The sequence below is a fragment of the Roseomonas gilardii subsp. gilardii genome (assembly GCF_023078375.1).
Classification (GTDB): Bacteria; Pseudomonadota; Alphaproteobacteria; order Acetobacterales; family Acetobacteraceae; genus Roseomonas; species Roseomonas gilardii.
On sequence record NZ_CP095554.1, the window covers coordinates 1,983,191 to 2,006,079 of the forward strand.

Here is a 22,889-nt window from a genome sequence, read left to right on the forward strand (position 1 = left end):
TAATGTTTGCACCGCACCAAAGCAAACCAAACCGGTGCGAATTCCATAATGATACCACAGCCGAATTCTATGAGGTTGTTAACGAAATTCTATGATCAACTGAGGGTTGTTTCCAGACCATTCGCGATGGGAACGCGCCGTTTCTTCCATCCTGGCCAGGATGCTGTGGCGGCTCGATTTTTCCGCCGATTCCGGCGCCGCCTCTGGCCATCGGCCGGACCGCGCTGCTACTCCCGTCCAGGCGACAAGGAGGTGCCCCTTGCACTGGATCACGCTGCTGGACACGCGACGCCTGGGGCCCGGCAGCACATCGCAGGAAGAACTTTTTCCCGGCGATGACGAGCCGGACGGCAATCCGTTCCAGACGGATGGCGACCGGATCGTCTTCTCCCGGCCCTTCCGGCGCCTCCAGCAGAAGACGCAGGCCCATCCGCTACCCTTCAACGCGCATGTGCGCAACCGCCTGGTCCATACGCTGGAGGTCGCCGCGGTCGGCCGCTCCCTGGGCTATGCGGTCGGCGTCCGGCTGGGGGAACTGCGGGCCGCCGGGCGCTCGGCGGACGACCTGGGCTATCTCGTCCATGCCATCTGCCTAGCCCATGACATCGGCAACCCGCCCTTCGGCCATGCCGGCGAGGAAGTGATCGCCGCCTGGATGAGCCGCTGGCTGCGGGAGGTGGGAGAGGGCAGCGGGTTGGAGCTCGATCCGGACCTTGCCTATTTCGACGGCAATGCCCAGGGCTTCCGGATCCTCACCCGCGCGGACGGGCATCGTGGCGGTGGCGGGCTGCGGCTGACCGTGGCGACGCTGGGCGGCTTCCTGAAATACCCTTGGGAGGCCGGGGACCACCGCGCCGCCCGCGACGGCGTGCCGGGGGTGAAGTTCAACGTCTTCGCCACGGAGCGCGGCATCTTCGAGGAGGTGCGCAACGCCTGCCACCTCTCCGGTCCGCTGCCGCGCCACCCCGCGGTCTGGCTGATGGAGGCGGCGGACGACATCGTCTATACCCTGGCGGACCTGGAGGACGCGCTGGAGCTCGGCATCCTGCGTTTCGCCGACTATGCCGCCATCGTCGCGCCGCTGGCCGAGATCTCCATGTCCCGGCTGGAGCGGGAGGCGGATGAGGGCGGCCGCGTGACCCTGCTGCGCACCCTGGCCACCCGGCGCCTGCTGCGCGCGGTGGCGGAGGTCTTCATGGCGCACCGGCAGACCATCCTGGCCGGGGCGCTGCGGCCCGGGGAGAGCCTGACCCGGCTGATGGGGCCGGTGGCGCCGTCGCTCTTCGACGCGCTGGGCGTCGCCGCGCAGCGGACCGAGGAGGTCATTTACTTCAACGCCCGCAAGGTGGAGTTCGAGATCGGCGCCCATGACGTGCTCGGCAAGGCGCTGAGCGTCTTCCTGCCCGCCTGCCTCGCCTTCGCCCGGGCCAATGGCGACGCGGCGAAGCTGAACCTGCGCGAACGCCAGGCCCTTTCGCTGCTGCTCGACTACCACCCCCGCCCGGGGATGAGCGCCAGCGAGGTGATGCGCTGCGCCGTCGATTTCGTGGCGGGCATGACCGACAGCTACGCCTCCTGGCTGGCGGCCAAGCTGCGGGGGCTCGACACGCGGGTCTGACGTGACGGATCGCGGGTGTGGCTGGGCGGCGACAGCGCCGCTCGTCCCGCCTGCGAAAACGTCGAAAGCCCGGCTGGCCTGCGCTAGGCTGCGCCGCAGGGGGACTTTTGGAGATGGATGGACAGACTGGCCGGCGTGGCTTCCTGCGCTTCGGCCTTTCCATGCTGGCGATGGGGCTCGGGGGGGCCACCATCGCCGGACCGGCGCTGGCGGAGGCCGTGGCCCTGCGCGCGGACGGAAACGGAGCACGGCTCACCCTGCCGCTGGGGCCCACCGAGCGATGGCGCCTGACCGCCACTGCGCGGCCGGCCCGGTTGCGCCTCTATCTGCCCGGTGGGTGGAAGGGCCCCAGCCGGATCGCCGGCGCCGGCCCGGTGCGGGGAGGGCGCTGGGACGCCCGCTCCGGCTCCCTGCTGCTGGACCTGGAGGGGCCGGTGGCGGCACCGGGGGTGGACCGGCGGGGCGGCAGCCTGGCGCTGACGATCCGCCCTGGCAGCAGCGCCGCCTTCGCCCGTCTGGCGCGGAGCCGCACGGTGGCGGAGGGCGGCCCGGCGGCCCCGCGGCGCAGCCTGCCGGTGGTGGTGCTGGACCCGGGCCATGGCGGCAAGGACCCGGGCACGATCGGCGTGTCCGGCACCTATGAGAAGCGGGTGGTGCTGGCGGCGGCGCATGAGCTGCGCAAGCGGCTGGAGGCGAAGGGGCTGTGCCGGGTGGTGATGACCCGCTCGAACGACACCTTCATCCCCCTGGCCGGGCGGGTGGACTTCGCCCGCAAGCGCAATGCCGTGCTTTTCATGTCCCTGCACGCGGACAGCGCGCCGGGGGCGAGGGGTGCCAGTGTCTACACCCTGTCGGACCGGGCCTCGGACGCGCTCTCGGCGGGGCTGGCGAAGCGGGAGAACGCGGCGGACGCGGCCGCCGGCCTGCACCTGCCGCCGGTCTCGCCGGAGGTGGCCCGCATCCTGATGAGCCTCGTTCGGCAGGAGACGCGGCAGGGTTCGGACCAGATGGCGCAGTTCGTGGTCGGCTCGCTGCGCGGCGACGTCCCGCTGCTGCCCAACACCCACCGGCAGGCAGCCTTCGCCGTGCTGAAGGCACCGGACGTGCCTTCGGTGCTGGTGGAGATGGGCTTCCTCAGCAATGCCGCCGACGAGGCGGCGCTGAACCGGCCGGCGCACCGCGCCAAGCTGGCCAGCGCCTTGTCCGACGCCGTGCACCGCTTCATCGCGGACCGGACGGCCTGAGAGATCTCCCCGTCTCGAGAATGGCCCCGGAGCGTATGGGAGGGACCGAGAACTCATAGCTGTGGGAATTATTATCCAACCCAAAGTCGATTTTTGAGATGTTGGTTACCCTTCTGGCACTGGTATCCACTGGCGGCGGGCTTTCCCCGCACCTATCTGCGGATCACTGCTGTGAGAGGTCTGGACATCCGACACCCTGTGGAGGGGATCGGTGCTGTGGCGGAACGTGGGTTCCGGTGCCGACCTTGCCTCGCTTATCAAACGCCCGCATGCGGGATGGGGGCATGAGAGGCCCAAGGAGGTGGCTTCCGGCGAGCCCTGCCCCAGGGGGATGTTTCCGGAAGGCTGTTCCGAGTGGCCGTCCTGCGGGGTGCGCCGCACAGCAATGCGTGATCGGGGGTGTCCCCGGCACAGGATGCGCAACACCGGCGGGGCGTGAGCATGTATTGGGGCGACGATGAGTGATGAGAGCCACCGGGAGCGCGCTCCCCTGAGCAGCGACGCTCCGCAGCAGGACAGCGGGGGCGGGCGCCCCCGATCCGGTCAGGATAGGCGTGCGCGCCGCGACGCGCGGCAGGCCCGGCCCCGCCACCGCTGGCTGCGCCGTATCCTGGGCGGCATCGTGGCGCTGGCCCTGGTCTGCGTCGTGGTGGGCGGCATCGCCGCCTTCGCGCTCTGGGAGACGGCCACCAAGGACTTGCCGGACTACAAGTGGCTGGCGGACTACCAGCCGCCGCAGATGAGCCGGATCTATGCCTCGGACAGCCAGTTGATGGCCGAGCTGGCGCTGGAGCGCCGGGTCTTCGTCCCGATCGAGGCGATCCCGCCGCTGTTGCAGCAGGCCTTCATCTCGGCCGAGGACCAGAATTTCCGCAGCCATGGCGGCGTCGATCTGCTCGCCATCGCCCGGGCCGCCGTCACCAACCTGGAGCAGATCGGCAGTGGCCGGCGGGCCGTGGGCGCCTCGACCATCACCCAGCAGGTCGCCAAGAACATGCTGGTCGGCAACGACCGCACCATGATGCGCAAGGTCCGCGAGGCCATTCTGGCCAACCGGATCGAATCCGCCATGTCCAAGGACCGCGTCCTGGAGATCTACCTGAACGAGATCTTCCTCGGGCAGCAGTCCTATGGCGTGGCCTCCGCCGCTTGGAACTATTTCAACAAGGGCCTGAGCGACCTCAGCATCGCTGAGATGGCCTTCCTGGGCGCGTTGCCCAAGGCGCCGAACAACTACAACCCGGTGCGCTATCCGGAGGCCGCCAAGGCCCGGCGTGACTGGGTGATCGACCGCATGGCCGAGGACGGCGCCATCACCCAGGCCCAGGCCGAGCAGGCCAAGCGGGAGCCGATCCGCCCGCCGAGCCGTGGCCGCCCCGAGGTCCTGGCCGTGGGCCGCTACTTCACCGAGGAGGTGCGGCGGGAGCTGCTGGCCCGCTTCGGCGAGGAGCAGACCACCATGGGCGGGCTCGTGGTCCGCACCTCGCTGGAGCCGAAGCTGCAGCAGGCGACCGAGGATGCGCTGCGCCGGGGACTGCTGGAGTATGACCGGCGCCGGGGCGGGTGGCGCGGCCCGGTCACCCAGATCTCCGCCGCGGCCTCGGAATGGATGCCGGCGCTGGAGGCGCTGCCCCGCCCCGCCGGGCTGCTGCCGGAATGGCGGCAGGCCGTGGTGCTGGACGTGAAGGACCGTGAGGCCCGGATCGCCTGGCTGGAGCGGCCGCCGGGCAGCCAGGCGGCGCAGCCGCGCCAGGCCACGCTGAACTTCTCCGATGTCAGCGGCTGGGCGAGGCCGGTGAACGCCCAGGGGCGCCTCGGCGGTGCGCCGCGCCGCATGGCGGATGTGGTGAAGGCGGGCGACGTGGTGATGGTCGAGCCCTCCGGGAATGGCCGGGCGCAGTTGCGGCAGGTGCCGCAGGTGGAAGGTGCGGCCGTGGCCCTCGACCCGGCGACGGGGCGTGTCCTGGCCATGACCGGCGGCTTCTCCTTCGACAAGTCGGTGTTCAACCGCGCCACCCAGGCGATGCGGCAGCCCGGCTCCTCCTTCAAGCCCTTCGTCTATCTGCCGGCGCTGGAGATGGGCATTCCGCCGAACCAGCAGCTGCTGGACGCGCCGCTGGAGATCATGACGCCGCAGGGCCCCTGGAGGCCGGGCAACTACACCGGCCGGGCCTCGGGCGGCTATGTCACGATGCGGGCGGCGCTGGAGAAATCGCTGAACCTGCCGACCGTGCGCATGGCGCAGGAGATCGGCATGGACAAGGTGGCCGATTCCGCCGCGCGCTTCGGGGTGATCCAGAACATGCCGCGCGTGCTGGCCATGTCGCTGGGTGCCGGCGAGACCACGGTGCTGCGCATGGCCGGCGGCTATGCCTCCTTCGTCAATGGCGGGCGGCAGGTGACGCCGACCCTGATCGACAGCGTGCAGGACCGGCTGGGCCGGGCGGTCTGGCGCAACAACATCCGCTCCTGCGCGGGCTGCGACGCCGACATCTCCGCCGGCCCGCCGGTGCTGAAGGACGAGCGCAAACAGATCACCGACCCGATCGCCGCCTATCAGATGGTGAACATCCTGACCGGTGTGGTCGAGCGCGGCACCGGCGTGGCCGCCGGCAAGGGGCTGGACCGGCCGGTGGGCGGCAAGTCGGGCACCACCAACGACTTCCGCGACAACTGGTTCGTGGGCTTCACCCCGGATATCGTCGTGGCGGTGTGGATGGGCTTCGACGACAGCCGCTCCCTGGGCAATGGCGAGGCCGGTGGCGGCAATGCCGCGCCGATCGTGCATGACATCCTGGCCGCGGCGCTGAAGGACAGCCCGCCGGTGCCCTTCCGCGCCCCCCCGGGCGTGGCGCTGGTGCGGATGACGGATTTCAACGGCGCGCCGATCACCGAGGCCTTCCGCCCCGGCACCGAGAACAGCGCCCGGGCGCCGCTGGGCGGCGGGGGCGGCGATGGCGACCCGCCCACCGCTTCCGCCGTGGACAGCAGCCTGGGCGGGCTCTACTAGACCCGCTTCCGCCCCGTTCCCTTTTCAGGGGGCGGGGCGTGCCTGGATGACCATTTCGTATGAGACGCGGCCCGGACCCCCTTGGGGGAGGAGGGCCGCGCCAGTCGGGGCCCCCCATGCGTGCCGATGCCGAAGCCCTGAAGGGCCAGATCGAAGAATCCGTTTCCCTGCTGCGCCGCCATCTCGACTGGGACGCGGCCAATGCCCGTCTGGCCGAGCTGAACGCCCGCGCCGAGGACCCGACTCTCTGGAACGATGCCGACGAGGCCGGCCGCGTGATGCGCGAGCGCGGGCGGCTGGCCGACCAGATCGAGGGTGTGGCGCGGTTGCAGCAGGATGTCCGTGACGCGCTGGACCTGATCGAGCTGGCCGAGGCCGAGGGCGATGCCGCCACGGCGGATGCGGCGGTGGCCGATCTCAAGGCGCTGGCCGCCGAGGCCAAGCGGCGGGAGATCGAGAGCCTGCTGTCCGGCGAGGCCGATGCCAACGACGCCTTCCTGGAGGTGAATGCGGGCGCGGGCGGCACGGAGGCGCAGGACTGGGCCGAGATGCTGCGGCGCATGTACACGCGCTGGGCGGAGAAGCGCGGCTACAAGGTGACCATCACCGAGGAGAGCGAGGGCGAGCAGGCGGGCATCAAGTCCGCCACGCTGCAGATCTCCGGCCCCAATGCCTATGGCTGGCTGAAGACGGAGAGCGGGGTGCACCGGCTGGTGCGCATCAGCCCCTTCGACGCGGCGGCGCGGCGGCAGACCTCCTTCGCCTCCGTCTATGTGTATCCGGTGATCGACGACCGGATCGAGATCGAGATCAACCCGGCCGACCTGAAGACGGACACATTCCGTGCCTCCGGCGCCGGCGGGCAGCACGTGAACAAGACGGAATCCGGCGTGCGCTTCACCCATATCCCCACCGGGATCGTGGTGGCCTCGACCCAGGACCGTTCGCAGCACCGCAACCGCGCCATCGCCATGGATATGCTGCGCGCCCGGCTCTACGAACTGGAGCTGAGCAAGCGCGAGGCGATCGCGGCGGGCGTCGAGGCGGGCAAGACCGATATCGGCTGGGGCCACCAGATCCGGTCCTACGTCCTCCAGCCCTATCAGATGGTGAAGGACCTGCGGACCAGCGTGGAGAAGGGCAACCCGGCCGCCGTGCTGGATGGCGACCTGGACGAGTTCATGGCCGCCGCCCTGGCCCAGCGCGTCGGCGGCACCCGTTCCGAGGCCAGCGCCTCCGCCATCTGAGGCTTACCCCTCCACGGGGAGGGGAGGCTTCAGCCGGTCCAGTCCGTCACATGCGCCGCCAGATCGGGGCGGCGGGGCGGGCGGGCCTCGCCATCCGGCGTGCCCACGAAGACATAGCCCAGCAGCCGCTCGCCCTCGTTGAGGCCCAGGCGGCGGGCCAGGGCGGGGTCGTAGCCGTTGGCGCCGGTCAGCCAGATCGCGCCGAAGCCCTCGGCATGGAAGGCGTTCAGCAGGTTCATCACCCCGGCCCCGACCGTGAGGATCTGCTCCACCTCCGGGATCTTGCCCTCCCGGAGGCGGGCGGCCACCGCGATGGTGAGCGGTGCGTTCAGGATGCGGCCGCACTGCTTGTCGATCATCGGCTGCGTCACGGAAGGGTCGCGGGCGCGCATCGCCTCCTCGACGGCCGCGGCCCAGCGGGCGCGTGCCTCACCCCGGATCAGCACGAAATGCCAGGGATGCAGCCCGCCATGGTCCGGCGCGCGCAGGGCGGTCTCCAGAATGCGGTGCAGCAGCTCTCCCTCCGGCCCCGGGGCGCGCAGCATCTGCGCCGGCACGGAGTGGCGGGACAACAGGGCCTCCAGCACCGGCGAGGCGGTTCCGGAGGAAAGCGGGGCAAGATCGTTCATCGCGAGGTTCCGGGACGGTGTCGGCGGGCAGGACCGGCCGGGAGTGTTCCGGACCTGTGCGGTCCCCTTTCTCGCGCCTTTCGCGCGGCAACGCAAACGCCGCCTGCAACGAAGCGGACCGGCGGGGCTTTTGCCCCGGGGATATGCCAGAGGGACCGCCATCCGGGGACCATGCCGGGATTTTTCCGCCAGCGCCGCCTGCCGGATTTCCAGCCGCCGGGCACGATCTTCCATCTGGACTGGAAAGCCCGGCAGATCCGGATCGCCTGGCTCTGCCTGCCGGCGGTGGCGCTGACCCTCCTGGCCGGGCTGCTGGGCGGGCACCCGGCGGGTGGGCTGGTGGCGGCCAGCGGCGCCATGTCGGTTGGCTTCGGCGCGCTGCAACGCTTCTCGCGCGGCTGGGCGATGCCGATGCTGGTGGCGATGCTGGGCATGGCGGCCTCGGCGGCGGCCGGTTCCCTGGCGGGGCACTGGCTGCCGCTGCTGCTCCTGCTCAGCGGCCTCTGGGCGGCGGGCTGTGGCCTGCTGACGGCGGTGGGAACCGGGGCCTGGTGGTTGGGGCTGCAATGGAACATCGCCCTGGCCGTGGCCAGCGCCTTTCCGTCCAGCCTGGAGCATGCGCTGGGCCGGGGTGGGCTGATCCTGGTGGGCGGCGCGCTGCAATGGGTGATCCTGGTGGCCTGCCGGCGTGCCCTGCCCGCGCCCCAGGGCTGGCCCTCCGACCTGCAGATCCCGGAACTCCTGGAATCCCTGCGCCTCCTCGTCAGCCGCCGGAACCCGGACCGGGCCTATGCGCTGCGGCTGGCCTGCGCCGCCATGGGGGCCGTGCTGGCCAGCCGGCTGCTGGACCTGCCGAACGGCTACTGGGCGCCGATGACGGCGGTGATGGTGCTGAAGCCGAGGCTGGACGAGACCTATTCCCGGGGCCTGCAAAGGGTGGCCGGCACCCTGCTGGGGGCGGGCGGCGCGACCCTGCTGGCGGCGATGCTCCGTCCCGGCCCCTGGGCCCTGGCCCTGCTGGTCCTGTCCATGGCCTGGGCGAGCTACGCCCTGCAACGGGTGAACTACGCCGCCCTGTCCACGGCCATCAGCGCCTATGTGGTCTTCCTGCTCGCCCTGGTGGCCATGCCGGAGCCCGAGGCCGCGAGCCACCGCATCCTGGCGACGCTGGCCGGCAGCGGCCTGGCCTTCGCGGTGGACCTGCTGGGATGGCTTTGGGCAGGCCGGGAAGGGGGCGGAGGCGAGGCGGGAGGGCCGCATCCTTGACCTTGCAGGTCCGGAATGTGTCGCGTTTCTGAAACAGGTCCGGCAGGCGATCGCGGGCCGCGCCGTTTTGGGGAAGGGCTCCGGCCCTTTTCGCGATTGACCCTGTCGCCATGCCGAACGAACATGGCAGGGTCCGAACCGGAGCGCCTTCGCCCACAAGGCTGGCGACGGCGGCCGACCGCTCCGGCAACCGCCATAGAAATACGGGCTGCAGACCCGAGAATCGAGGAAACAGAATGGCGATCCCGCTGGGAACCACACTGCCCGTCACCGACGCCGCCATGGCCGATGCGGGGGCGGGCGAGGTCAACCGAATCCTGCGCAACCCGACCTTCCAGGAACTGGTCAAGGCCCGTTCCGGCTTCGCCTGGACGCTCTCCATCGTGATGCTGGCGATCTATCTGGGCTTTATCCTGCTCGTGGCCTTCGCCCATGGGCTGATGGCCGCCCCGGTCGCCGGAGGCACGACCTCCATGGGCATCGTCCTGGGCCTTGTGGTCATCGTCTCGGCCTTCGTGCTGACCGGCATCTATGTCGCGCGCGCCAACACGCGCTTCGACGAGATGACGCAGCGCCTGCGCCAGGAGCTGAGCCGCTGATGCGCCTCCTCAAGCTCCTCACCGTCACCGCCGGGACGCTCGCCCTCGGCCTCGGCGGCATGGCCTATGCGGCGGATGCGATCTCCGGGCCGGTGCAGCGCCAGGCGCTGAACTGGGCGGCGATCATCATGTTTGTTGCCTTCGTGGCGATGACGCTGATCATCACCTACCGTGTCGCTTCGCAGAACCGTTCGGCCTCCGACTTCTACGCGGCGGGCGGCGGCATCACCGGTTTCCAGAACGGGCTGGCCATCGCCGGCGACTACATGTCGGCGGCCTCCTTCCTCGGCATCTCCGGCCTGGTCTTCGCCAGCGGTTTCGACGGGCTGATCTACTCGATCGGCTTCCTGGTCGGCTGGCCCATCGTGCTCTTCCTGATCGCGGAGCGGCTGAGGAACCTCGGCAAGTTCACCTTCGCCGATGTCGCCTCCTTCCGCCTCGACCAGACGGCGATCCGCATCCTCTCGGCCAGCGGCACGCTGGTGGTGGTGGCCTTCTACCTGATCGCGCAGATGGTGGGGGCAGGGAAGCTGATCCAGCTTCTCTTCGGGCTGCAATACCTCTACGCGGTGGTGATCGTCGGCCTGCTGATGATCGTCTATGTCGCTTTCGGCGGCATGAAGGCCACGACCTGGGTGCAGATCATCAAGGCCTGCCTGCTGCTGGTCGGCGCCACCTTCATGGCGCTCGCCGTGCTCTGGCATTTCGGCTTCAACCCGGAGCGCATGTTCGCCACCGCCGTGCAGGTGCACCCGGCGGGCGCCAGCATCATGGCGCCGGGCAACATGGTGGCGGACCCCGTCTCGGCGATCTCGCTGGGCCTCGCGCTGATGTTCGGCACGGCCGGCCTGCCACATATCCTGATGCGGTTCTTCACGGTGTCGAACGCCCAGGCGGCGCGCAAGTCGGTCTTCTACGCCACCGGGCTGATCGCCTATTTCTACATCCTCACCTTCATCATCGGCTTCGGCGCCATCACCTTCCTGATGAACGACCCGGCCTACTACACCAACGGCGCCTCGGGCGTTTACAACAAGATCAGCGGCCTTCTGGGCGGCACCAACATGGCGGCGGTGCACCTTGCCAATGCGGTGGGCGGCTCGCTCTTCCTGGGCTTCATCTCCGCCGTGGCCTTCGCCACCATCCTGGCCGTGGTCGCGGGCCTGACGCTCTCGGGCGCCTCGGCGGTCAGCCACGACCTCTATGCCAGCGTGATCGCCCGTGGCCGCGCCACGGAGAAGAAGGAGGTGCGGCTGTCGAAGATCTCCGCCGTGGTGATCGGCCTCGTCGCCATCTATCTCGGCTATATCTTCGAGAACCAGAACGTCGCCTTCATGGTGGGCCTCGCCTTCGCCGTGGCGGCGAGCTGCAACTTCCCCGTGCTGCTGATGTCCACCATGTGGCGCGGGACGACCACCACGGGTGCGCTCTGCGGCGGGCTGCTGGGCCTTGTCGCGGCGGTGGTCATGGTGGTGCTGAGCAAGGCGGTCTGGGTGGACACCTTCCACCATGCCGCGGCGCTCTTCCCCTATGACAATCCGGCGATCTTCTCGATGCCGCTGGCCTTCGTGGGGATCTGGGCTTTCTCGAAGATGGACAACAGCCTGCGGGCGCGGCGCGAGATCGCCTCCTTCGACGCGCAGTATGTGCGCTCGGAGACCGGGATCGGCGCCTCCGGGGCCCACGTCCACTGAGGCCCACCTCCCACTGAGGCGCGTGCCGGGGAGGGCGTCCTCTCCGGCCTTGTTTCCCGGGGTGCGAACGGAAAAGGGGGGATGGCCGCAAGGCCATCCCCCTTCCGCTTTCCCGGGTGGCCGGAGGCTATTTCTCGACGAAGGCCTTCTCGATCACGAACTCGCCGGGCTCGTGCTGGCTGCCCTCGTGGAAGCCGCGCTCCTCCAGGATCTTGCGGCAATCGGCCAGCATCTCCGGGCTGCCGCAGAGCATGACGCGGTCATGCTCGGGCGAGATCGGCGGCAGGCCGAGATCCCCGGTGAGCTTGTCGGAGGCGATCAGGTCGGTCACGCGGCCCTGGTTGCGGAAGGCCTCACGCGTCACGGTCGGATAGTAGAGCAGCTTGTCGCCGATGATCTCGCCGAGGAATTCGTGCTGCTTCAGCTCCTCCTCAATCAGCGCGCGATGGGCCAGCTCGTCCACCTGGCGCACGCCATGGACCACCACGACCCGCTCGTACTGGTCATAGGCCTCGGGCTCGCGGATCAGGCTCAGGAAGGGGGCGAGGCCGGTGCCGGTGGAGAGCAGCCAGAGCGTCTTGCCCGGGCGCAGGTTGCTGAGGATGAGCGTGCCGACCGGCTTGCGCCCGACCAGGATCTTGTCGCCCGGCTGGAGGTGCTGGAGCCGGGAGGTGAGGGGGCCGTCCGGCACCTTGATCGAGAGGAAGTCCAGCTCCTCGTCCCAGGGGGCGGAGGCGATGGAATAGGCGCGCAGCAGCGGCCGCCCCTCCACCATCAGGCCGATCATCACGAACTGCCCGGCCTGGAAGCGCAGGCCCTGGTCGCGCGTCGTGCGGAAGGAGAAGAGCCGGTCGGTCCAGTGATGCACGGACAGGACCGTCTCATGGAAGAAGGCGGCGTTGGGTGCGGGGGCGTTCATGACGGCGGAAGCTATGGGGTGCCGCGCCGCGGAAGGCAACGTGGAATGAACGTTCCTGCCCTGTGGTTTGCGAATATTCGCAATGCCGGCGCGGAGGGCCGGTGGCGGAGATGATGCCGGGCCCAAGGGGCAAGCCAGGGGATCTTAACGCTTTCTCAAGCCCGGCATGCTTGTTTGCACCATGCCGCCGCGCCGGCCAGGGTGGTTTCGGTTCCGGAGCGGGCTCGGGAGACCTTGGCCATGACCAGTATCACCTCCGCCACCGGCACGCAGGGCTACGCGCCATCCTCCGCGAGCAGCACGAGGAGCGGCAGCGCCCAGGCGGCCTCCCCGATAGCTTCCCCGATAGCTTCCCCGGCCGCTTCGTCCTCGGGGAGTGCAGGAGCCAGCCAGGGCGGCAGTGGCAGCACCGATACCTCGGAGCTCAAAGCCGCTCTGGAGGATGCGCAGGCGGAGGAGGTGAGGGCGCGGCAGCAATTGGCCGCCGACCAGCAGGCCCATGCGGATGCGAGCCGGATCGCCGAGGACCAGGCCACGCTGGCCCAGGCGCAGCAGGCCGTGATCCAGGCGCAGACCAAGCTCACCGCCGCTGCCTCGCAGGTCGATATCCTGGTCTGACGCTCGCCTGTCTGCCCCATCGGGCGCCGCGCCGCCCCACTCCAGGGGGCCGGACGGTATCGCGGCGCATTGCCGAAGTTCCGCTTCGGCGCCAGGATCGCGCCCCGATGATCACGCCATCCACCGTTTCACGTCAGGGGCCTCCGCTGGGGCCTGTCGTGGACGACACCCCACGCCCCCTGCCCGCCAGGATTCCGCATCACGGACAGAATGTGGACCTGGAGCCACTGCACCCCCGCCACGCCCCGGACCTGTTCCGGGCCGCGACGAATGCCGAGGATTCCTGGGCCTATCTGGGCTATGGCCCGTTCCGGGACGAGGAGGCGATGCGCCGCCATGTGGCCGGCCTCGCCAGCCAGCACGACCCCATGGCCTGGGCCATCCGGCAGCACCGCACCGGCACGGCGGATGGCTGGCTGACCCTGATGGAGATCTTTCCGGCTGATGCGCATATCGAGCTGGGCAACATCTGGTTCGGCCCCCGGCTGCAGCGGACCCGCGCGGCCACCGAGGCGATGTTCCTGCTGATGCGCCATGCCATGGATGATCTCGGCTATCGCCGGCTGACCTGGAAGTGCCATGCGCTGAACGCCCCCTCCCGCCGGGCGGCGGAGCGTCTGGGCTTCACCTATGAGGGCACGCTGCGCAGCGTGAAGATCGTGAAGGGCCGCTCGCGCGACACCGCCTGGTTCTCGATCCTGGAGGATGAGTGGCCGGCGCGGCGCGAGGTGATCGCCGCCTGGCTGGACGATGCCAACTGGGACCATGCGGGGCGCCCGCGCCAGTCGATGGGGGAGATCGCGGGCACGAATCCCGCGCCCTGATCCGGGCGTGCTTTTCGCCGCGGGATGACGCCTGCGTCATCCCTGTGTCATGAAGCCGTCATCGGGTTGCAGCCTGCGGAGGCTAAGCGCCGCTCCATGAGAACAGGGGCGATTCGCTTGCCGAACTTCCTTCGCGGGACCGTCCGCGCCTCCTTCCGTGCCTTGCTGCTGGGCGGGCTCGTGACCGCTGCCTCGACTGCCACCCTGGCCCTGCCGGGCCGGGCGCAGGCGGCGGAGCAGGGCTTCGAGGCCGTGCTGGCCGGCCATGCCGTCCTTCCGGCCAATACCCTGGCCCAGCCTCCCGGGGATGCACCCGTCGAGACGCGGGTGTCCGGGCGCTTCACCGGCCCGGGCAATCTGCGGACCGATCAGGTCGGCGGCATCCCCGGCACCACCGGCCCGGCGCCCGATGGCCGGCCCACCGGCCTGTCGCTGCCTTTCCAGGGGCAGCCGGTGCAGGGCTTCTCCGGCATCAAGCCGGTGGCCGGGGAGCCCGGCGCCTATTGGGTGCTGACCGACAACGGCTTCGGCACCAAGCGCAACAGCTCCGACGCGCTGCTGGCCTTCCGCAAGATCCGGCCGGATTTCGCGACCGGCGCGGTGCAGGTGGAGCAGACGGTCTTCCTGTCCGATCCCGAGCGGAAGGTACCCTTCCGCATCACCCACGAGGCGACGGAACGCCGTTACCTAACCGGGGCGGATTTCGACCCGGAGAGCATCCAGCCGGTCGCTGACGGCTTCTGGATCGGCGAGGAGTTCGGCCCCTTCCTGATCCATGTGGATCGCGAAGGCCGCGTGCGCCGCGTGGTGGAAACGAAGCTGGACGGGCAGGTGCTGATGTCGCCCGACCATCCCGCGCTGAGCACCGCCGCCACGCCCAACGCCGTGCTGCCCTTCCGCGCGCGCCGCTCGGGCGGCTTCGAAGGCATGGCTTTGACGCCGGATGGCAAGACGCTCTGGGCAATGCTGGAGAAGCCGCTGTTCAAGCCGGGCAGCGACCAAGCGGAGGGGAACTTCCTGCGGGTGTTCGAATTCTCACTCGAGAAGGGTGATTGGACCGGCCGCGTAAAGCGCTTCCGGCTAGCGGAGGGCGCCGTGTCGATCGGCGACTTCAACTTCATCGACGACCGCCGGGCGCTGGTGATCGAGCGTGACGATGGCGAGGGCGATCCCTCCCGCGCCTGCGCCAGTGGGGCGAAGCCGCCGGCCTGCTTCGCTACTCCGGCGCGGGTGAAGCGGGTCACGCTGATCGACATGGAGGCGGAGGAGGGCGAGGGCGAGATCCGGCGGATCGGCGGCATCGACCTGATGGCGATCCGCGACCCGAAGGGGCTGGCGCGGCAGCGCGGCGACACGGGGCTGGAGGCCGGGCGCTTCTCCTTCCCCTTCGTCACGATCGAGAACGTGGCGCGAGTGGACGACACGCACATCATCGTGGCCAACGACAACAACCTGCCTTTCAGTGCTGGCCGGTTCCTGACCCGGGCCGACGACAACGAGTTCATGCTCCTGTCGGTGCCGGAACTGCTCCAGGCACGCTGACCCGGACAGCGCGGCACCCAGGGCGGGGGGGACGCATCGTCCCGGGGCGCCGCGCCTCCCCCCGCCCGGTCCGGAAGGGCCGGGCGGGGGGGACTCTTCCGCGACTGTCCCGAAAGAAAGACACGGCCACGCGGCTGGTATGACTTGTTTCCCGCGCCGCACGCCGACAAGTTCGCCGCGAATATGGAGATCTTGATGCCTATTCGCGACGCGCGACCGACCGACCTGCCGGCGATCACTGCCATCTATGCCCATCACGTGGCCCATGGCACCGGGACCTTCGAGGAGGAGGCGCCGGACGAGATGGAGATGGGGCAACGCCTGGAGCACGTGCAGAAGGCGGGCTGGGCCTGGCTCGTGGCGGAGAACGAAGTGGGCGAGGTCGTCGGCTATGCCTATTACGCGCAGTTCCGCGACCGTTCCGCCTATCGTTTCGCGGCGGAGGATTCGATCTATATCCGTGACGACGTGCGTGGCCAGGGCGTCGGCAAGGCGCTGGTGGCGGAACTGCTGAGCCGCGCCGAGGCGGCGGGCTTCCGGCAGATCTTCGCGGTGATCGGCGATGCCGAGAATGTCGGCTCCATCGGCCTGCACCTGTCGCTGGGCTTCCGCCAGACCGGGGTGCTGCGGGCCGCCGGGCTCAAGTTCGGCCGCTGGCTGGATGTGGTGTTCATGCAGCGCCCACTCGGCGACGGCGACCGCAGCCTGCCAAGCGGGGTCTGAACGGCGGGCGCTCCTCTGTCCTCCGGGGGACAAGGCTCCGCCTTTTCCCCCGGAACCCTCTTATCCGCCAGGACCCTGCGGGCCCTGGACCCCATTCGTTGGCTCTCGCTGTCAGCCGGATCGCGCCGGAGAGCGATGCTCTCCGGCGACTGCGGCCGCCATCTGCGCGGACGCGGTGTTTGTTTTTCTTCGGGAGCCCCGCTGATCCACTCGCGCCCGGGGATCAGCCCATAGGCTGGCGCCCACCACCGGCGCCCACGAAAGCCCTGGGTCCGGGGACCGGCTTCGGTCCGCCATCATGGCCATGGGCGGAGTGGGGGCTCCGGGGGCGAGGCAGAGCCTTGCCCCCGGGGGTGGCCAGCCACGAAGCGCGGCGCTTCTAGCTTTCCTGCGGCCGGGCGCCGTCGCCCAGGCGGGGCTGGGCGGCCGGATGCGGGATGCGCAGGGCCAGCAGGAAGCTCAGCACCGCCAGGGCGAAGACGGTCCAGAAGGCCCAGTGCAGCCCGTGCAGGAGGGCGCTCCGCAACGCCGGTTCGATGGGACCGGCCATGCCGCCCTCGCCCAGGATGTTGCGGATCTTCCCGGCGGAATCGGCGTCACCGGCGGCCCGCAGGGCACTCTGCGCCCCCAGGTTCAGGATGCCGCCCAGCAGTGCCACGCCGAGCGTGCTGCCCAGCAGGCGGGAGAAGACGTTGGAGGCGGTGGCCGCCCCCCGGCGCGACCAGCCGGTGCTGTTCTGGACCAGCAGCACGCAGGTGGTGGTGAACAGGCCCATGCCAAGCCCGACCAGGAAGGAGGCAAGGGCCGCCAGCAGCAGCGACGACCCCGCATCCAGGAAGAGCAGCGGCACGGTGCCCAGCACGAAGAGGCCGGTGCCCAGCCGCGTGGTGTTGCGCATGCCGAGATGCCGGTTGATCCGCCCGGTCTGGCTGGCGGCCAGGGGCCAGCCGAGCGACATGGCGGTGAGGGTGAAGCCGGAGGCGAGCGGTGAGGCGCCGACCACCCCCTGCACATAGACGGGCAGCAGGGCGGACAGCCCGATCAGCCCCATCCCGGCCAGGAGCGTGGCGCCGTTGGCGGACTGGATGATGCGCTCGCGCCAGAGGTCCAGGGCGATCATCGGGGCCGCCACGCGGGATTCCTGCCACAACAGCAGCGGCACGCCCGCCAGAAGCACCATCCCGGCCAGGAGCATGCCGGGGCCGCGCCAGGAGGCATCGCCCCCGGCCAGGGTCAGCAGCATCAGCAGAGCCCCGACGCAGCCGGCGAAGATCAGCGCGCCCGGATAGTCCACGCTGGCGGTGCGGCGCTCCACCGTCTCACGCAAGGCATAGGTGAGGCCGGCGATGGTCAGGAAGCCGATGGGAAGGTTGATCCAGAAGACCCAGGACCAGGAGACCCGTTCCACCAGCACCGCCCCGGCCATGGGGCCGATCACCGCCGAGACCGCCCAGACGCTGGCCAGCAGCCCCTGCACCCGGGCACGTTCCTCGGGCGGGTAGAGGTCGCCGACCACGGTGGTGCCCACCGGCAGGATGGCGCCGGCGCCCAGGCCCTGGAGCAGCCGGAAGAAGATCAGCGAGGGCATCGACCAGGCGAGGCCGCAGAGCAGGGAGCCGGCCAGGAAGACCGCGATCCCGGCGAAGAGCACCGGGCGGCGGCCATGGATGTCGGCGAGGCGGCCATAGATGACCGTGGTGGCCGACTGCGCCATCAGGAAGGCGGAGAAGACCCAGGAATAGAGGGAGAAATCCCCGAGCTGCCGCACGATCCGCGGCATGGCGGTGGCGATGATGGTGGATTCGATCGCCACCATGAACATCGACACCATGATGCAGGCCATCACGAGCCGGCGCCGGGCGGGTATGGGCGGGGTGGTCATGGTGTTTCCTCGGCGTCCCTGGCGGGCCCGCGCTCATGCGTCGCGTGGGCTGTCGCCGGGGCAGATCTGGGCGGGTTTTCGCGAAAGGATAGTGCGTGGGGCCAATCCGGCATGGTCCATCGCCGTCCGGTCAGCCATGCCAGGAGGGCTTGGCCGGCGGTTCAGCCGCCATCGCGGTCCGCGCGGAAGCGGGCCGCGACCACGGCGTCCTGGCGCAGAGCCCCCTCCAGCATGGCGGCAACCTCCGGCGTATCCGCCAGGGCGAGGACCCGGTCGAACCAGGGGCAGACACCGCGCACCCGGTCCAGGAAAAGGCGATCCAGCGCCTGGGCCAGCGGGGAACGGCCGCCGCAGCAGGCACAGGCCACGGCATGGGTGGCGAAGGGCTGGAAGCGGGCCGTGGCCACCGGCCCGTCGAGGTCCGGGGCGGCCTCCGGCAGCAGCAGTGCGGCGGGCGGCCCCGCGCGCAGCGCCTGCCGCAGCCCGGCGGTGTCCGGCAGCGGCAACAGGGGGATGCGGGCGTCGAGGGTCCAGGCCATCTGCTGGACATAAGGATATCTTTATGTCATTGTCCAGCCGTGGATGAACTTCTCGCCCAACTCCGTGCCGCTGCCGAGCCGACGCGCCTGCGCCTCCTGGCGCTCTGCGCCCGGGGTGCCTGGTGCGTGTCCGATCTCTGCGCCCTGCTCGGGCAGTCCCAGCCCCGCCTGTCGCGCCATCTGCGCCTGCTGACCGAGGCCGGGCTGCTGGACCGGATGCCCGAGGGGGCGAATGTCTATTTCCAGGTGCCCGCCGAGGCTGGCCTCGCCCATATGATCGTGGCCCGCCTGCCGGAAGAGGATGCGCAGCTTGCCGCCGACCGGCGCGCCGCCGCGCGGCTGGCGGCGGAGCGGGCGCGCGAGGCCTCCGAGACCTTCCAACGCCAGGGTTCGGACTGGGATGAGATGCGCGCCCTCGGCCTACCAGCTGCGGCCATCGAGGCGGCGCTGCTGGATGCCCTGCCGGAGCATCCCGGGCGCCTGCTGGATATCGGCACCGGCACTGGCCGCCTGCTGGAACTGACCGCCGGCCGGGCCGGGACCGCCCCCGAGATCGCGCTGGGCGTCGATGCCTCCCGCGCCATGCTGGCCCTGGCCCGCGCCCGTCTGTCTGAGCGCGGCCTGGCGCAGCGCTGCGCGGTGCGGCAGGCGGACATGTACCGGCTGCCGATCGCCGATGCCTCCTTCGACACCGTGACGTTGCAGATGGTGCTGCATTATGCCGAGGACCCGGCCGCCGTGCTGGCCGAGGCGGCACGGGTGCTGGCGCCCGGCGGGCGGCTGCTGATCGCCGACCTCGCCCCGCATGAGCGGGGAGCTGATGGCGCGGCAGGCGCATCGTTGGCCCGGCTTCGACGATGCCCAGGTCGCCGGCTGGCTCGGCGCTGCCGGCTGCGCCCCGCTTCCCGCCCGGACCGCGGCCAGGGGGGGAAGGGGCACTGGAAGTGCGCCTCTGGCCCGCCACCCGCCTGCCCGCCGACCATTCCCTTTCCGTGCCCGCCGCAACCGAGGCTCCGTGATGTCCCGTCCCCACCTGCTCGAGGCCCTGCGCGACCGCGTTCTGCTCTGTGATGGCGGCATGGGCTCGCGCGTGCAGGCGCTCACCCTGGATGTCGAGAAGGACTACTGGGGCAAGGAGAACTGCACCGAGGTGCTGAACCTTTCCCGCCCCGATCTCGTGCGCGAGATCCATCGCGGCTACTACGAGGCCGGGTCGGACATGGTGCTGACCAACAGCTTCGGCGGATCGCCCATCACGCTGGAGGAGTTCGAGCTGGGCGCGCGGGCCTTCGAGATCAACAAGCTCTCGGTGGAACTGGCGCGCGAGGCGGCGGAGAGCTTCGCCGACGGGCGGCACCGCTGGGTGATCGGCGATATCGGCCCCGGCACCAAGCTGCCGAGCCTCGGCCATATCGACTACGACACGCTGGAGGCCGCGCTGCTGGAGCAGTGCCGCGGGCTGATCGCCGGCGGTGCAGACGCGCTGCTGACCGAGACCAACCAGGACACGCTGTTCATCAAGGCGGCCGTCAACGCCGCCAAGGCGGCGAAGCGCGAGGCGGGGAGCGACATCCCCATCTTCGTGCAGGTGACGGTGGAGACCACCGGCACGCTGCTGGTCGGCCCCGACATCGCCGCCGCCGCCACGGTGGTCGACGCGCTGGACGTGCCGCTGATCGGCCTCAACTGCGCCACCGGGCCGCAGGAGATGGCGGAGCATGTGCGCTATCTCGCCGGGTCCTGGCGCGGACTGATCTCGGTGCAGCCCAATGCCGGCCTGCCGGAGCTGGTGGACGGCAAGACGCATTACCCGCTGGGTGCGGCGGAGATGGCGAGCTGGATGGAGCGCTTCGTCACCGAGGACGGGGTGAACCTGATCGGCGGCTGCTGCGGCACCTCCACCCCGCATATCCAGGCGCTGGACGCGATGCTGCGCAAGCATGGCGGCGCCGCGCACCGGCCCGCGCCGGTGCCCCGCAGGCCCGTCTGGGTGCCCTCCGTCGCCAGCCTCTACGGCGCCACGGCGCTGCGGCAGGAGAACGCCTATTTCTCCATCGGCGAGCGCTGCAACGCCAATGGCTCCAAGGCCTGGCGCGAGCGGCAGGCGGCGCATGACTGGGACGGCTGCGTCGCCATGGGGCGGGAGCAGGTGGGGGAGGGCTCGAACTCCCTCGACATCTGCACCGCCTTCGTCGGCCGGGATGAGATGGCCGAGATGAACGAGGTCGTCCGCCGCTTCACCGGCAGCGTGAACGCGCCGCTGGTGATCGATTCCACCGAGACGCCGGTGATCGAGGCGGCGCTGAAGCTGCATGGCGGCAAGCCGATCATCAACTCGATCAACTTCGAGGATGGCGAGGGGCATGCGACGGACCGCATGATCCTGGCGAAGAGGTTCGGCACCGCCGTGATCGCGCTGACCATCGACGAGGTCGGCATGGCGAAGACGGCGGAGGACAAGCTCCGCATCGCCGAGCGGCTGGTGGATTTCGCCTGCAACCGGCACGGCTTGCCGCAGTCGGACCTGATGATCGATCCGCTGACCTTCACCATCGCCACGGGCAACGAGGACGACCGCAAGCTCGGCCTCTGGACGCTGGAAGGCATCCGCATGATCCGGGAGAAGTTCCCGGACATCCAGATCATCCTGGGCCTGAGCAACATCTCCTTCGGCCTGAACCCGGCGGCGCGGCATGTGCTGAACTCGGTCTTCCTGGACCATGCGGTGAAGGCGGGGATGACCGGCGCCATCGTGCATGTCAGCAAGATCAAGCCGCTGCACCTGATCCCGCCGGAGGAGGTGAAGGTCGCCGAGGACCTGATCTACGACCGGCGCGCCGAGGGCTACGACCCGCTGCAGAAGCTGCTGGAGATGTTCCAGGGCCGCAAGGCTGCGGAGGTGGGCGCGCGCAAGAAGGCCGAGACGGTCGAGGGGCGGCTGAAGGAGCGGATCGTCGATGGCGACCGCAAGGGGCTGGAGGAGGACCTCGCCGCCGCCATGGCCGCCGGGCACACGCCGCTCGCCATCATCAACGAGCTGCTGCTGGACGGCATGAAGACGGTGGGCGAGCTGTTCGGCGCCGGCAAGATGCAGCTCCCCTTCGTGCTGCAATCCGCCGAGACGATGAAATCCGCGGTCGCCTGGCTGGAGCCGCATATGGAGCGGACCGAGGGCCAGGAGAAAGGCACCATCGTCCTCGCGACCGTGAAGGGCGACGTGCATGACATCGGCAAGAACCTCGTCGACATCATCCTGACCAACAACGGCTACAAAGTCGTCAATCTCGGCATCAAGGTGCCGTTGCAGCAGATGGTGGAGGCGGTGCGGCAGCACCGCGCCAACGCCATCGGCATGTCCGGCCTGCTGGTGAAGTCCACCGTGGTGATGCGCGAGAACCTGGAGGAGATGGCGCGCCAGGGGCTGGAGGTCCCGGTGCTGCTCGGCGGGGCGGCGCTGACGCGGAACTATGTCGAGGATGATTGCGTCCGCGCCTATGCGAAGGACGGGACGACGGGCCGCGTCGCCTATGCCCGGGATGCCTTCGACGGGCTGCACCTGATGGACCGGGTGATGGGCAACGACTTCGACGGCTATCTCGCCGCCTTGCAGGCGCGCCGGGTGGGCAAGTCGAAGAACGAGAAGCGCACGCTCGGCGTCGCGGACCCGCGCGGCTTCGCGCCCGTGGACGTCAACGAGGCCCAGGCGCGCCGGAAGCGGGTGACGGAGGGCGAGGCGGTGCCGGTCCCGCCCTTCTGGGGCGCGCGGGTGGTGGAGGCCCCGCCCAAGGCGATCATCCCCTTCATCAACGAGCGCTCGCTCTACCAGTTCCAGTGGGGCTTCCGGAAGCAGGGCCGCTCGCTGGAGGATTTCCTCGGCTGGGCCAAGCAGGAGCTGCGCCCGGTGCTCAAGCGCATGCTGGCGCTGACGGAGCAGGAGAACATCCTCCATCCGCAGGCCATCTACGGCTACTGGAAATGCGCGGGGCAGGGGAACGACCTGATCCTGTTCGAGGAGGACGGCGTGACCGAGGCCTGGCGCGTCACCCTGCCGCGCCAGCCGAAGCAGGATGGCGAGTGCATCGCGGATTTCGTGCGCGACGTGGAGGAAGGGCCGGAGCACCGCGACGTCATCGGCCTGCAGGTCGTGACGGTGGGGCAGAGGGCCTCCGACGTGGCGCGGGAATGGTTCGAGGGCAACCGCTACCAGGACTATCTCTATCTGCACGGGTTGTCCGTGGAGATGGCCGAGGCGATGGCAGAGTATGTCCACAAGCGCATCCGCGCCGAATGGGGCTATGCCGGGGAGGATGACCGCGACATGGACCGGATGCTGCAACAGGGCTACCGGGGCGGCCGCTATTCCTTCGGCTATCCGGCCTGCCCGCGGCTGGAGGACCAGGAAGGGCTGCTGAAGCTGCTGGGCGCCGAACGGATCGGGGTGAGCCTGTCGGACGAGCATCAGCTTCATCCGGAGCAGTCAACCTCCGCGATCGTGTTGCACCACCCCCGCGCGAAATACTTCTCAGTTTGACCGG

General features: G+C 69.9%; 17 protein-coding genes. 13 read left to right on the forward strand and 4 right to left on the reverse strand.

Features of this window, described 5'->3' with window-relative positions; translation table 11 throughout:
- The first annotated feature begins 259 nt into the window (after positions 1-259).
- The 4 genes from dgt (at position 260) to prfB (ending at position 7,119) form a co-directional block, all read left to right on the forward strand.
- Positions 260-1,618, forward strand: coding sequence for a dGTP triphosphohydrolase (gene dgt, locus MVG78_RS08785; protein ID WP_247560057.1), 1,359 nt, complete (start codon positions 260-262; stop codon positions 1,616-1,618).
- 113 nt (positions 1,619-1,731) lie between these two features.
- Positions 1,732-2,862: an N-acetylmuramoyl-L-alanine amidase family protein gene (locus MVG78_RS08790; protein ID WP_247560059.1), complete on the forward strand. Its 1,131-nt coding sequence runs from the start codon at positions 1,732-1,734 to the stop codon at positions 2,860-2,862.
- A 457-nt stretch (positions 2,863-3,319) separates the two neighbouring features.
- A complete protein-coding gene (locus MVG78_RS08795; protein WP_247560061.1) occupies positions 3,320-5,872 on the forward strand; it encodes a penicillin-binding protein 1A in 2,553 nt (850 codons plus the stop codon).
- Positions 5,873-5,988: 116 nt separating this feature from the next.
- A complete protein-coding gene (gene prfB / locus MVG78_RS08800) occupies positions 5,989-7,119 on the forward strand; it encodes a peptide chain release factor 2 (RefSeq protein WP_247560063.1) in 1,131 nt (376 codons plus the stop codon).
- Positions 7,120-7,148: 29 nt separating this feature from the next.
- Here prfB and MVG78_RS08805 read toward each other — a convergent pair whose 3' ends face one another.
- Complete coding sequence (locus MVG78_RS08805) at positions 7,149-7,748, reverse strand: nitroreductase family protein (RefSeq protein ID WP_247560065.1); 600 nt, start codon at positions 7,746-7,748, stop codon at positions 7,149-7,151.
- A gap of 171 nt (positions 7,749-7,919) precedes the next feature.
- Between MVG78_RS08805 and MVG78_RS08810 the strand changes: the two genes are divergently transcribed.
- The 3 genes from MVG78_RS08810 (at position 7,920) to MVG78_RS08820 (ending at position 11,307) form a co-directional block, all read left to right on the forward strand.
- Positions 7,920-9,014, forward strand: a complete 1,095-nt coding sequence (locus MVG78_RS08810) for an FUSC family protein (protein ID WP_247560067.1) — start codon at positions 7,920-7,922, stop codon at positions 9,012-9,014.
- A gap of 236 nt (positions 9,015-9,250) precedes the next feature.
- Positions 9,251-9,613 (forward strand): DUF485 domain-containing protein, encoded by a 363-nt coding sequence (locus tag MVG78_RS08815; protein ID WP_345892866.1) that lies wholly within the window; start codon positions 9,251-9,253, stop codon positions 9,611-9,613.
- On the forward strand, positions 9,613-11,307 hold the full coding sequence (locus MVG78_RS08820; protein ID WP_345892867.1) for a cation acetate symporter: 1,695 nt from the start codon (positions 9,613-9,615) through the stop codon (positions 11,305-11,307). The genes MVG78_RS08815 and MVG78_RS08820 overlap by 1 nt, the downstream gene beginning before the upstream one ends.
- 127 nt (positions 11,308-11,434) lie before the next feature.
- Here the strand turns inward: MVG78_RS08820 and MVG78_RS08825 are convergent, their stop codons facing one another.
- On the reverse strand, positions 11,435-12,226 hold the full coding sequence (locus MVG78_RS08825; RefSeq protein ID WP_247560068.1) for a ferredoxin--NADP reductase: 792 nt from the start codon (positions 12,224-12,226) through the stop codon (positions 11,435-11,437).
- 240 nt (positions 12,227-12,466) lie between these two features.
- Here MVG78_RS08825 and MVG78_RS08830 point away from each other — a divergent pair, with 240 nt between their 5' ends.
- From MVG78_RS08830 to MVG78_RS08845, 4 genes are all read left to right on the forward strand, one after another.
- The gene (locus tag MVG78_RS08830; RefSeq protein WP_247560070.1) at positions 12,467-12,844 is read left to right on the forward strand and encodes a hypothetical protein; all 378 of its coding nucleotides are present in this window, start codon (positions 12,467-12,469) and stop codon (positions 12,842-12,844) included.
- Between the two features lie 158 nt (positions 12,845-13,002).
- The gene (locus tag MVG78_RS08835) at positions 13,003-13,668 is read left to right on the forward strand and encodes a GNAT family N-acetyltransferase (protein ID WP_247560072.1); all 666 of its coding nucleotides are present in this window, start codon (positions 13,003-13,005) and stop codon (positions 13,666-13,668) included.
- A gap of 117 nt (positions 13,669-13,785) precedes the next feature.
- Positions 13,786-15,210, forward strand: a complete 1,425-nt coding sequence (locus MVG78_RS08840) for an esterase-like activity of phytase family protein (protein WP_247560074.1) — start codon at positions 13,786-13,788, stop codon at positions 15,208-15,210.
- A 195-nt stretch (positions 15,211-15,405) separates the two neighbouring features.
- A complete protein-coding gene (locus MVG78_RS08845; RefSeq protein ID WP_247560076.1) occupies positions 15,406-15,933 on the forward strand; it encodes a GNAT family N-acetyltransferase in 528 nt (175 codons plus the stop codon).
- Between the two features lie 379 nt (positions 15,934-16,312).
- On the opposite strand, the gene MVG78_RS08850 is transcribed toward MVG78_RS08845, so the two are convergent.
- Positions 16,313-17,815 carry an MDR family MFS transporter gene (locus MVG78_RS08850; protein WP_247560078.1) on the reverse strand — a complete coding sequence of 501 codons (1,503 nt, stop codon included), beginning with the start codon at positions 17,813-17,815 and terminating at the stop codon, positions 16,313-16,315.
- Positions 17,816-17,976: 161 nt separating this feature from the next.
- Positions 17,977-18,354: a hypothetical protein gene (locus tag MVG78_RS08855; protein ID WP_247560080.1), complete on the reverse strand. Its 378-nt coding sequence runs from the start codon at positions 18,352-18,354 to the stop codon at positions 17,977-17,979.
- Positions 18,355-18,393: 39 nt separating this feature from the next.
- On the opposite strand from MVG78_RS08855, the gene MVG78_RS08860 reads away from it, so the two are divergent.
- Both MVG78_RS08860 and metH read left to right on the forward strand, forming a co-directional pair.
- A complete protein-coding gene (locus tag MVG78_RS08860) occupies positions 18,394-19,425 on the forward strand; it encodes an ArsR/SmtB family transcription factor (protein ID WP_247560082.1) in 1,032 nt (343 codons plus the stop codon).
- Positions 19,373-22,885 (forward strand): methionine synthase, encoded by a 3,513-nt coding sequence (gene metH, locus MVG78_RS08865; RefSeq protein ID WP_247560084.1) that lies wholly within the window; start codon positions 19,373-19,375, stop codon positions 22,883-22,885. Before MVG78_RS08860 ends, metH begins: the two co-directional genes overlap by 53 nt.
- The last annotated feature ends 4 nt before the right edge of the window (positions 22,886-22,889 follow it).